This window comes from [Clostridium] saccharolyticum WM1 (assembly GCF_000144625.1).
GTDB classification, from domain to species: Bacteria; Bacillota; Clostridia; order Lachnospirales; family Lachnospiraceae; genus Lacrimispora; species Lacrimispora saccharolytica.
The window spans coordinates 4,459,659-4,471,903 of sequence record NC_014376.1 but is presented as its reverse complement, the minus strand read 5'-3'; the positions used below and the strand labels follow the sequence as shown (position 1 = coordinate 4,471,903).

Here is a 12,245-nt window from a genome sequence, read left to right as displayed (position 1 = left end):
GCCTCCTATGGCGTATAATCTTTTTGACAAGGAGGTGAGAACTATTTATACCATTGACCATTATGCCTATCTTTCAAGGATGAGAAGCTGGAATCCCCAGTTTAAGGCAGCAGTTGCCATTGTCTCCCTGCTTTTTTGCATTGGGGCAGATCATGAGATGGTATCTGGACTGGTGTTTTTGACTATGGCTGCCATTACCATACTGGCAGGAGGATACCCCTGGAGGAATTATATCACGCTTCTTAGGATCCCCATTGTCTTTCTTCTTTTAGGGACAGCCGCCATTGTGACCGGCTTTTCGCCGGTACCTCATGGAAGGGCGTTTCTTTCCGTTGGCGGAGTTTCTCTGTACTTATCAGAAGGAGGCGCGGAGCTGGCCCGGGGGCTGATCTTAAAGGCTCTGGGGGCTTTAAGCGCCATGTACATGCTGGTGCTTTCCACTCCGGCCAGCGAGATCATCAGTGTGCTCCGAAGGCTTCATGTTCCTAAAATGATCTTAGAGCTGATGAACATGATCTACCGGTTTATTTTCGTTATGATGGACACCCAGTGCTGCATGAAGCAGGCGGCCGAATCAAGGCTCGGCTACTGCGATTTTAAAACATCCTGCCGGTCCTTTGGCAGAACGGCCGGTAATTTATTCGTAGTTTCTTTAAAAAAGGCCGGCGCCTATTATGATGCCCTGACCGCCCGCTGCTACGATGGAGAGCTTTTGTTCCTGGAAGAGGAAAAAAACGTAAAGGGGTGGCAGCTATGGACTGCAGCCGGTTATTTTCTGGTACTTTTCTTGGTACGTCTGCTGGCCTGACCAGTTTTACGGAAGATAAAACAGAGAAAGGGGGTATGGGAAGATGAAAGAAATTCTTTTGCAGGCGGAAAATCTATGCTATTCCTACGGGCAGGGGAACCAGGTGCTTAAAGGAATCAGCCTTACGGTGAAAGCAGGGGAGAAAATTGCAGTTCTTGGTTCTAACGGAGCGGGAAAATCCACCTGTTTTCTTAACTTAAACGGAGTGTACCGCCCGGATTCAGGAAGGATTCTTTATTGCGGGAAAGAAATAGGTAATAAGGAATTGAACGAGCTGAGAAAAAATGTTGGAATCGTTTTTCAGGATGCGGACCATCAGATCATTGCCTCAACGGTATATGCAGAGGTATCCTTTGGCCCTATGAATTTAAAGCTTTCCAAGGAGGAAGTGAAGAAGCGGGTGGAAGATGCCCTGGAATACATGAATTTAGGGCCGATGAAGGACCGGCCCCCTCACTATTTAAGCGGAGGGGAAAAAAAAAGGGTCAGCATAGCAGACATCATTGCAATGGAATCCCCGGTAATTATATTTGATGAGCCGACTGCTTCCCTGGATCCTGTGAATGTGGAAATGCTGGAGAATGTCCTGGATAAAATGAACAAAATGGGGAAAACTCTTCTGGTTTCCACCCATGATGTGGATTTCGCATACCGCTTTGCAGACCGGGCGGTGATCTTTTCCGGCGGATGCATCATTGCGGACGGGCCGGTAATGGAGGTATTTGAGGATGAACAGGTATTAAATCAGGCCAATTTGAAAAAACCGGTCCTTTTGGAGGTTTTTAACAGTCTGGTAAAGCACGGTGTTTTAAAAGAGGGAGGAAGCTGCCCCAGGAATGCCGGAGAGCTGGAAATGCTCTTAGAGGCAAAAAAAATTGACAGATAGGTTATAAACAGCTACAATACAATCGTATCATGTGAAAGGTGCCTGTGAAAATTCTCCGCAGGATAATAGGGAAAAGGGTGGAAATCCCTTACGGTCCCGCCGCTGTAAGTGGGGAGCAGAGCTCAATGAATCACTGGGAAACCGGGAAGAGGAGCTGCTGTGACGATACACGAGTCAGAAGACCTGCCTTTCGCTTTGCGACGCATCCGGTTACGAGCGATGACCGGATGCCGGGAAGTCTTTTTGTTGTACAAAGATTTTCCCTGTAGGCGCCGGTCTGATGAGTGGGAATCATCGGAATAAGGTGCTTATTTTATTTGGAACACCCCTGGGTATCCTTATATATCCAGCAAACCGGGTGGGAAAACAGAAAGGAGAATGAAAATGAGTAAGAAAGAAAAAAGAGTCATGAAGCTTGTCATTGCATTTGCCCTGGCCTTTGGAATTGTTCCAAGCGCTTATGGAATGCACATTATGGAGGGGTATCTCCCTGTGGGATACTGCATCGCCTGGGGAGCTGTTTGTTTGCCCTTTCTAACAGCGGGCTTTTTCTCCATCAGGAAGAGGCTTGAGGAAAACAGGAAGACCATAACCATACTGGCCATGTCGGGAGCCTTTATTTTTGTCATATCATCGTTAAAGATCCCGTCGGTTACAGGAAGCTGTTCCCATATGACAGGAACCGGCCTTGGAGCTATTTTGTTCGGGCCGTCTGCGGTCAGCATTCTGGGGATGATCGTGCTGGTATTTCAGGCCATTTTATTGGCTCACGGCGGCTTGACAACGCTGGGTGCCAATACCTTTTCCATGGCAATTGCAGGACCGTTTGTGTCTTTCGGAGTCTATCAATTATTGAAGAAGCTGAAGGTTCATAAGTTGGTCAGCATTTTCCTGGCAGCAATGATCGGTGACCTGTTTACATATTGTGTAACAAGCATTCAGCTTGCCCTGGCTTATCCGTCGGAGGTTGGCGGTGTCTCTGCTTCCGTCCTGAAATTTTTAGGAGTCTTTGCTCCGACCCAGCTTCCCCTTGCGGTTATTGAGGGGATCCTTACCACAGTGATCATCATGACTCTAGAGACCTATGCCCTTCCGGAGCTGAAGGCTGTTGGATTTTTAAAGGAGGTGCAGTAATATGGCTGTAAAAAATAAAAGGATCATAACCGTCCTCCTGGTGATTGCCTTCCTGATTGCAGCGGTACCTCTCTTTGCCCGAAAGGGAGCGGAATTCGGGGGTTCCGATGACGCAGGGAGCCAGATGATATCGGAAATCCAGGGAAGTGAATACGAGCCGTGGTTTACTCCGGTTATGGAAACCTTCATCCAGGGGGAACTGCCCGGAGAAGTGGAAAGCCTGCTCTTTTGTGTCCAGACCGGAATCGGAGTGGGAGTCCTGGCCTTTTTCCTGGGCCGATTTGTGGAACGGAAAAAATGGCAGGAAAAAGGGAAATAACCAGACAGGGATAAGAATCAGAACCTGATCAGAGGTGTCTGAAAGGACCTTTCAGACACCTTTTTGGAACGCTCTTTGCTGATTAAGATTCAATCATTTCATTTACGTTTATCATGGCACCTAATAAATTGGAATCATTGTTAAAATACATTTATCAATTCTGGTTGTAATAAATTTCCCATCTCCCCAATAGCTCTGACACGTGCTTATAAACTGTTTTCTGACAGCTTCAATAAACCAGGCCTCTTCCGATATTTCCCCCCCCCATACATATGATTTCCGGATTATAGAATACCGCTATTGCCAGCAGGTGAATGGATATATGGCCGATTCTCCTTCGATTATAGAATATCTCAAAATAATTGGATTCGTCAACGGTAATTACACCTTGGATAGCATGATCAGTATCAGAGAATAAAAATTCTTCCCTTTCCTAATCGCAGGGAAAATGATATACTGTTTTTATATTTGATCCGAGGTGAAAAACGATGAAAAAAATGATTTCCTGGAATGTAAACGGCCTTCGTGCCTGTGTGGAGAAGGGATTTTTGGATTATTTTAAAGAGATGGATGCAGATGTATTCTGTATCCAGGAAAGCAAACTCCAGGAGGGTCAGATTGATCTGACTCTTCCCGGATACCACCAGTATTGGAATTATGCAGAAAAGAAGGGATATTCCGGTACCGCATTGTTTACAAAGGAGAAGCCTTTGTCAGTGGCTTATGGGATCAACGCAGAGGAGCATGACAGGGAAGGCAGGGTAATCGCTGCCGAATATCCGGAATATTATGTGGTCACCTGTTATACCCCCAATTCCCAGAATGAGCTGGCCCGCCTGCCCTACCGGCTGACGTGGGAGGATGCGGTCCTGGCCTATTTAAAGAAGCTGGAGGAGAAAAAACCGGTGATTTTTTGTGGAGATCTTAATGTTGCCCATAAAGAAATTGATTTAAAGAATCCCAAGACCAACCGGAAAAATGCAGGTTTTACCGATGAAGAGAGAGAGAAATTCACCGTTCTTCTGGAGAGCGGCTTCATTGATACGTACCGCTATTTCTATCCGGAGCAGGAAGGCATCTATTCCTGGTGGTCCTACCGGTTCAGCGCCAGGAAGAAAAACGCAGGCTGGCGGATTGACTATTTCTGTGTTTCAGAAAGCTTAAAGGACAGGCTTGCCTCAGCGGCCATCCATACGGAGGTACTGGGCTCCGACCACTGTCCTGTTGAGCTTGTGATCTGCTAGAAAGAACCAGACAGGAGAAAACGATAAGAAATGAATTTACTGACGATTGAACATTTAACAAAATCATATACGGAACGGCTGCTGTTTGACGACACCAGCTTCAGCATCAATGAGGGGGATAAAATCGGACTGATCGGTATTAACGGAACCGGTAAATCCACATTGCTGCGGATGGTGTCAGGACTTGAGGAGCCGGATCAGGGAACTGTGGTAAAGGGCAGGAATTTAGACATCCGCTTTCTGTCCCAGAATCCTAGATTCTGGGAAGGGGATACCATATTGGAAAGCATTGTCAGGGACAATGAAGGGCATGACCATGTATGGGATTTAGAAAGTCAGGCAAAGGCCATGCTCACCAGGCTGGGGTTTACGGACTTTGATTCCAGGGTGGAGACCCTGTCCGGAGGACAGAGAAAAAGGGTGGCATTGGTCAGCGTACTTCTTGGGACCGCTGACTTACTGGTCCTTGATGAGCCTACCAATCATTTAGACAGCAGCATGGCAGACTGGCTGGAAGATTATCTGCGGCGTTTTAAGGGAGCACTTTTGATGGTGACCCATGACCGGTATTTTTTAGACAGTGTTACCAACCGGATCGTGGAGCTGGATAAGGGCAAGCTTTACAGCTATCAGGAAAACTATGAAGGGTATTTAAAACTGAAGGCAGAGCGAATGGATATGGAGGCGGCAACAGAACGGAAACGCCAGTCCATTCTTAAGGTGGAGCTGGAATGGATGCAGAGGGGGGCCAGAGCACGTTCCACCAAGCAGAAGGCCCATATTCAGCGTTATGAGACCCTTCGGGATCAAAAGGGGCCTGAGGCGGATCAGACCGTGGAACTGGATTCCATAGCAAGCCGTCTGGGGAGGACCACGGTGGAGCTTCAAGAGATTACAAAGGCCTTTGGGGAAAAGGTGCTGATGAAGAACTTCACCTATATATTCCTAAAAAATGACCGCATTGGTATCATAGGTCCCAACGGAAGCGGAAAGTCCACTTTCATGAAGATCATTGCCGGCTGGCTGACTCCTGATTCAGGTACAGTCACCATAGGGCAGACCGTAAAAATGGGTTATTTTTCCCAGGAAAGTGAGGACATGGATGAAAGCGTAAAGGTCATTGACTACATCCGGAATGTGGCGGAATTTGTGAAAACAAAGGAGGGAAGCGTCAGCGCTTCTCAGATGCTGGAACGCTTTTTGTTTCCGCCCAGTGTCCAGTACACCAACGTGGGAAAGCTGTCCGGAGGGGAAAAGAGAAGGCTTTATCTGCTCCGGATCCTGATGGAAGCACCCAATGTTCTTTTGCTAGACGAGCCAACCAATGACCTGGATATCCAGACTTTGACAATATTGGAGGACTATCTTGACAGCTTCCAGGGGATCGTTGTGGCGGTTTCCCATGACCGCTATTTTCTGGACCGTGTGGTTCGCCGGATCTTTGCCTTTGAAGGCCAGGGTCAGGTGACTCAGTATGAAGGTGGCTATACCGATTATCAGGCGGCCTTCCAGGAGAGATATCCCCAGAGTATACCCGGTCAGGCTGAGGGGAATGGAAAAGGTACCCAGGCAACGGAGAAAAAAAGCAGGGAAAAGCCAAAGGGAGAGCGGAAGTTTAAATTTTCCTTTAAAGAGCAGAGGGAATGGGATACCATTGAGGAAGATATGGCGGCCCTGGAAGAGAAGATCCAAGCTCTGGATAAGCAGATATTGGAAGCAGCCAGAGATTTCAGCAGGCTGAATGCACTGATGGAGGATAAGTCAGAACAGGAAAGGCTGCTGGAGGAAAAGATGGAGCGGTGGATGTATTTAAATGATCTTGCAGAAAAGATCCAGAACCAGTAAGACACAGAAACTGAAAATAAGAAGGAAGAATGTAGAACCAATCAGTAACATCAGCAGGAACTGTCCCGGAAACAGACCAGGAGACGGAGGAGATAATTGATATGGAACAGTATAAGATTGCAAAGCATGAAATGGTGGCTTATCCTATGGGGCTTTCTAAGGTATCCGGAGGGATCCGCTTTTGTGTGGCTGCAAAAGGGGAGAATTGCAAGGTCCATATTTTTAAGGCTGGGGCAGAAGAGCCGGACCAGACTCTTTCTTTTCCTGCAGAGTTTAGAAAGGGCGACGTATGGAACATGACCGTTCTGGGAAAGAATTTTGAAGGGCTGGAGTACTGCTTTGAAATCGATGGAAAGCTGTTTTCTGATCCTTATGGCAAATGCTTTACCGGACGGGAGACATGGGGGGATCTTGAACATGCTTCGGCTCTTTTAAGGACTCCCGTAAAGGGGACGGATTTTGACTGGGAAGGGGACAGATCTCCTCAGATTCCATATGAGGACAGCATCATATACCGGCTTCATAACCGGGGTTTTACAAAGCATGCCTCTTCCAAGGTAAAAAATAAAGGCACCTTTGATGCCATAGAGGAGAAGATCCCATACTTAAAAGAACTAGGCGTTACTGCTGTGGAACTGATGCCGGTCAATGAATTTTCCGAGGTCATCATGGTGGAATATGTGCATGGGGACCCTGCCGGTGTGGATAAGCCTTCGGGGAAATTAAATTACTGGGGATACACAGCAGGCTGTTATTTTGCTCCCAAGGCCTCCTATGCAGCAGGGAATGATCCTGTTCTGGAGTTTAAAAGCCTCGTGAAGGCTCTTCACAAGGAGGGCCTGGAAGTGATCGTGGAGCTTTACTTTACCGGAAAAGAACCTCCCTCTTTTGTTCTTGATGCAGTCCGTTTCTGGGCGGATGAATACCATGTGGATGGAATCCATCTGGTAGGAGAGATTCCCTTAGAGCTTCTTGGCAGAGATCCATATTTAAGCCGGATCAAGCTGCTTGCTGTCTCCTGGGAACCGGTCTCAGAAGGTACGGCCAGGCACTTGGGGGAGTATAACGACGGTTTTCTCATAGATATGCGCCGGGTATTGAAGGGAGATGAAGAGCAGATGAAAAATCTTGCCTTCCGTACCAGGAGAAATCCGGCCGGATACGGGATCATCAACTATATGGCCAATACCAACGGCTTTCCTATGATGGATATGGTGTCCTATGACACCAGGCACAATGAGGGGAACGGAGAGAATAACCAGGATGGCAATCCCTACAATTATTCCTGGAACTGCGGGGTGGAAGGTCCCACCAAGCGGAAAAAGGTGATGGAGCTTCGGAAGAAGCAGCTGCGAAATGCATTTCTCCTTTTATTTTTAAGCCAGGGAACTCCCCTGATCATGGCAGGAGATGAATTCGGCAATTCCCAGTCAGGGAATAATAATGCCTATTGCCAGGACAATGAGGTGTCGTGGCTTAATTGGAATCTTGTCAGGACCAATCAGGATATCCTGGATTTTGTAAAGGCTGTTATCGCCTTTCGTAAGGCACATCCTGTATTTCATATGCCTAAGGAGCCCAGGATCATGGATTATCTGGCCTGCGGCTTTCCGGATGTTTCTTACCATGGTGTAAAGGCATGGTGCCCGGAATTTGATAATTTCCGGCGCCAGCTTGGAATTTTTTATTGGGGAGAATATGGAAAGAAGCCGGATGGAACCCATGACAACAACTTTTTCGTGGCCTATAACATGCATTGGGAGCCCCATGAATTTGATCTGCCCAATCTTCCGAAGAAGGAGCGGTGGCATGTAGTCTTTCATACGGATAAAACGGTTGAAAACGGCATGTATCCCGAAGGGAAGGAGCCTGCGGCAGAAGGCAAGAGGTTTCTGGTTCCTTCCAGGTCCATTGTGGTGTTTATGGGAAAGAATAATTAGGCCATCTTTGTTTGACTGTAATTGCAGTGTAAAAAAATTATATACGGTTATGATATGTCTGAGGGCAATGAATCTGCATTGCTCTCATTTTTTTATGGGCGGCAAACAGACATGAGTCCATTTTTGTCTGATTTCAGGTGACAAATTTAGGTACCAATGAAAATGGTAAAATAATGCCTGATTCATTATAATAATTATAGGGAATCAGTGATATATTGCATAAAAAAGAGGTGGGACAATGCTAATTATTGAAAAGCGCGCGTTCAATTTATTGCAGTATTTGCTGAATGACAGGAATTTTTCCGTAAGCAAGGCCATGGATCTGCTGGGATGTACCAAAAGGCAGATTGAATATGATGTTGGCAAAATCAATGAGCTGCTGAAAGAAAATGAGATCGAGTTGATCAGATTGTCAAAAGGCAAATTTCTCATTCATAAGGAAACCATCAGCAAAGTATCCCGATTAAACCTGCCTCCCCAGAAATTTGCGGTCAATGGGGAAAATAAAATCTGGATTATCTGTATTCAGATTTTTTGTACAAGGGAGCCCTTGGGGCTGAATCATTTTATTATCAACCTGCAATCAAGCAAAAATACAATTTTATGTGATTTAAAAAAAATTGCAAAGATCGGCAGGCAGTATAAGGTGGAATTAAAGTACTCAAGAAAACAGGGGTATTACTTTGAAGGGGATCCTGTTAAAATCCGTTCTCTGGTGCTGCTTGCAATTATTAATTTAAAAGACAATTTTTTATGTAAGAAATTAATGTCACTGGCTGTTTCGGATGGGTCTTACGAAGCGGTCTTTGAGGAGGCAAAAGGCAAGACAGAGGCATTGATTAAGGAATTTAACCTGCCGGTTATGAAGGAGTATTTGATTCAGGTGATATATTTTATCAGCCTGCTTCCTTATCACTTCCGGTCCATTGCATACTTGCCTGTTTCTATACATGAGACTACGTGGAACCAACTTCCCCTTTATGCAGCCGTTACAGCTTTTTATGAATCACTGACATTTCATTTGCCGGAAGAAGAGGTTGACTATTTATTTGTTCTACTGTTAAGTACGGTTATAGGTGACAAAATGTATTCCCGGCTTTACAGCCAGGAAAGCGTGTTTTTGCAGGAACTGTGCCAGAGCCTGATTAACCGGTTTGAGGTCATCACAGGAACTGAGGTGCAGGCAAAGACTGGCATATCAGAAAATATGCTGATGCATTTGCATTTGGCCTGCTTTCGGCTGAAATATGGGATACCAGTGGTGAATCCGGCATTGAAGCAGGTTAAAAAAGAGTATGGAGAAGTGTTTGACATATGCAGATTGGTGCTGGAGCCTTTTGGGGACTATTTGGACTGCTTGATTCCCGAGGATGAGATTGCCTACATAGCCTTGTATTTCATGACGGTAATGGAGCTGCCGGATCAGGAAAAGATCAGGAAAAGAGCCATTATTGTATGCCAGAACGGGATTGCAAGCTCCGTCATGATGAAAAACCAGTTGAAAAAGATATTTCCTGAAATACATTTCGCGGACACTTGTAATGCAGAAGAATTTCAAGAGATTCCGCCGGAAACCTATGATATGGTTTTTTCCACTACGGAGGGAATTTGTGTGCCTGCAGAGAAGCATTTGTTCCTGTCCTCTCCCATCTTAACGGTAGAAGAGCGGATTGTCATCAGCGAAGCGGTTTATTCATCGGTATTTGGGATCAAGTCAGAGGCAGGGATCACCGTTCATTCAATCCTGGAAATCGTGGAAAAATACGCGGTGATCCATGACCAGAAGGGGTTATGGGGTGACTTAAAAAATCTCCTGCAGAAACGATATAAGAAAGAAGAAATCGGAAGGGAAGGATTACCTGTGATAAAAGACCTTCTTACGAAGGAAACCATACTATTTGCTTCCAGAGTAAATACCTGGGAGGAAGCCATCAGGCTGGGGGCAAAGCCTTTATTGGAGAATGGTTCCATAACAAATGAGTACATCAATGCAATGATTGGCAATGTGAAGGGTTTTGGTCCTTATATCGTAATCTGTCCCTATGTAGCAATTCCTCATGCGCAAAGTCAGGCAGGAGTCCATAGGCTGGGAATGAGTTTTTTAAAGCTGGAAGAAGAGGTCTGCGTGCTGGATAATCCCCAGAAGCCGGTGAAGGTCTTCATTACCCTGGCTGCCATTGATAATCACACACATTTAAGAGCCCTTGCTCAATTATCGAATATTTTAACCAATGAAGATACCAGGGAACAATTATTAGCCTGCAGTTCCGTAGAGGATGTGATGGAATTGATTGATATGGAAGAAGCATAAACAGACCAGGAGGAAATTATATGAAGATATTGGCGGTTTGCGGTTCGGGACTTGGAAGCAGCTTTATGGTGGAAATGAATATAAAAAATGTGTTAAAGGAAATCGGCGCTGCGGGGGTCGAGGTGGATCACAGTGATTTGGGAGGTGCCACACCGGGAGCAGCAGACCTTTTTATTGCAGGAAGAGATATCGCAATGGGAATGACCCATTTAAAAGGGGTGGTGGAGCTGGAGAACCTGCTGGATAAAAAAGAACTGAAGGAAAAATTGGAAGAGGCGTTAAGGAAGCGGAATGTAATCTGATTGTGCATTGAAAGGAGAAAGCCATGGCTGTTTTAAAAATCATTCAGGAAATTCTTTCAACCCCTGCAGTGTTAGTGGCATTCATTGCGTTCATTGGTTTGCTGCTGCAAAGAAAACCGGCAGCAGATACCATCAGGGGTACCATAAAATCATTTCTGGGTTTTATCGTACTATCGGCAGGAGCAGATGTGATCGTCGCATCCCTGGCTCCCTTTGGAGGAATGTTTCAGGAAGCATTTCATACGGCAGGGGTTGTGCCCAACAATGAGGCCATTATTGCGGTAGCATTAAAGGACTATGGCCAGGTCACTGCCTTGATTATGTTTTTCGGGATGTTTGCCAACATTATCATTGCCCGTATTACCAGGTTTAAATATGTCTTTCTCACAGGACACCATACTCTTTACATGGCATGCATGATCGGCGTTATCTTAATTACCATCGGCATGTCTACGGCGATGACCGTAGTGGTGGGCTCGGTTGCCCTTGGAATTGTTATGGTGTTATTCCCTGCCCTGGCTCAGCCGACCATGAAAAAGATAACCAAAACCGATGATGTGGCCTTCGGTCATTTCAGCACCATCGGATACTGGTCTTCCGCAATGATCGGTAAATTAGTAGGGAAAAATTCAAAATCAACGGAAGAGATAGATTTCCCGAAATCCCTTGCATTTTTAAGAGACAGTTCGGTTTCCATTTCCCTGACGATGGTTCTCTTTTATGTGGTTCTTGCGCTTTTTTGCGGACCGGACTATATTAAGAACAACTGGTCAGACGGAAAGAATTATATCATGTTTTCCATTACAAAAGGAATCCAATTTGCAGCAGGTGTAGTAATTATATTACAGGGAGTCCGTCTGATCCTTGCAGAAATCGTGCCTGCGTTCAAAGGCATTTCAGAAAAACTGATTCCCAATGCAAAGCCGGCCCTGGACTGTCCGATTGTTTATACCTTTGCGCCTAATGCTGTATTGATTGGTTTTTTCTCCAGTTTTGCCGGCGGGATTGTGGGTATGGCGATTCTGGTTCTTACCGGCGGAATCATTATATTGCCGGGTGTTGTGCCTCATTTCTTCTGCGGCGCAACGGCAGGAGTTTTCGGCAATGCCAACGGAGGGGTAAAAGGAGCGGTATTCGGTTCTTTTATAAACGGTTTGATGCTGACCTTTGCACCGCTTTTATTAATGCCCCTGCTGGGAGATCTGGGTTATCAGGGAACAACCTTTTCTGATCTGGATTTTATAGCTTCCGGATTTTTAATGGGGAAAGCCGGACAGTTAGGGCCTATGGCAGCTGCCATATTCGTTTTTGGGGTGCTGGCAGTCATGATCGCTGTCTCAGCTGTAAAGTCTGACAGGAAAGACGTTAAATAATGATACATGGGGAAGGCTGTAATGCCTGATGATATACAGGCATTACAGCGCTTTTTTTACCGGAAGACAGGGTTCGCTGTCAG

The 12,245-nt window shown here is 45.9% G+C and carries 10 protein-coding genes and 1 riboswitch; all 10 genes read left to right on the top strand.

The features are described from left to right. The first annotated feature begins 7 nt into the window (after positions 1 to 7). Positions 8 to 808 (top strand): cobalt ECF transporter T component CbiQ, encoded by an 801-nt coding sequence (cbiQ, locus tag CLOSA_RS20730; protein WP_013274685.1) that lies wholly within the window; start codon positions 8 to 10, stop codon positions 806 to 808. 43 nt (positions 809 to 851) lie between these two features. Continuing rightward, a complete protein-coding gene (locus tag CLOSA_RS20725; RefSeq protein ID WP_013274684.1) occupies positions 852 to 1,694 on the top strand; it encodes an energy-coupling factor ABC transporter ATP-binding protein in 843 nt (280 codons plus the stop codon). A gap of 19 nt (positions 1,695 to 1,713) precedes the next feature. After that, a riboswitch (cobalamin riboswitch) is annotated at positions 1,714 to 1,899 on the top strand. 179 nt (positions 1,900 to 2,078) lie between these two features. Further along, positions 2,079 to 2,828 carry an energy-coupling factor ABC transporter permease gene (locus tag CLOSA_RS20720; RefSeq protein WP_013274683.1) on the top strand — a complete coding sequence of 250 codons (750 nt, stop codon included), beginning with the start codon at positions 2,079 to 2,081 and terminating at the stop codon, positions 2,826 to 2,828. A gap of 1 nt (position 2,829) precedes the next feature. Further along, complete coding sequence (locus tag CLOSA_RS20715) at positions 2,830 to 3,147, top strand: energy-coupling factor ABC transporter substrate-binding protein (protein WP_013274682.1); 318 nt, start codon at positions 2,830 to 2,832, stop codon at positions 3,145 to 3,147. A gap of 488 nt (positions 3,148 to 3,635) precedes the next feature. Then, positions 3,636 to 4,391, top strand: coding sequence for an exodeoxyribonuclease III (locus tag CLOSA_RS20710; protein WP_013274681.1), 756 nt, complete (start codon positions 3,636 to 3,638; stop codon positions 4,389 to 4,391). 30 nt (positions 4,392 to 4,421) lie between these two features. Further along, positions 4,422 to 6,236: an ABC-F family ATP-binding cassette domain-containing protein gene (locus CLOSA_RS20705; RefSeq protein ID WP_013274680.1), complete on the top strand. Its 1,815-nt coding sequence runs from the start codon at positions 4,422 to 4,424 to the stop codon at positions 6,234 to 6,236. A gap of 101 nt (positions 6,237 to 6,337) precedes the next feature. After that, the gene (locus CLOSA_RS20700; protein WP_013274679.1) at positions 6,338 to 8,176 is read left to right on the top strand and encodes an alpha-amylase family glycosyl hydrolase; all 1,839 of its coding nucleotides are present in this window, start codon (positions 6,338 to 6,340) and stop codon (positions 8,174 to 8,176) included. A gap of 238 nt (positions 8,177 to 8,414) precedes the next feature. After that, complete coding sequence (locus tag CLOSA_RS20695; protein WP_013274678.1) at positions 8,415 to 10,487, top strand: BglG family transcription antiterminator; 2,073 nt, start codon at positions 8,415 to 8,417, stop codon at positions 10,485 to 10,487. Positions 10,488 to 10,507: 20 nt separating this feature from the next. Continuing rightward, complete coding sequence (locus tag CLOSA_RS20690; RefSeq protein ID WP_013274677.1) at positions 10,508 to 10,789, top strand: PTS sugar transporter subunit IIB; 282 nt, start codon at positions 10,508 to 10,510, stop codon at positions 10,787 to 10,789. Positions 10,790 to 10,812: 23 nt separating this feature from the next. Further along, positions 10,813 to 12,162: a PTS ascorbate transporter subunit IIC gene (locus tag CLOSA_RS20685; protein ID WP_013274676.1), complete on the top strand. Its 1,350-nt coding sequence runs from the start codon at positions 10,813 to 10,815 to the stop codon at positions 12,160 to 12,162. Positions 12,163 to 12,245: the final 83 nt, after the last annotated feature.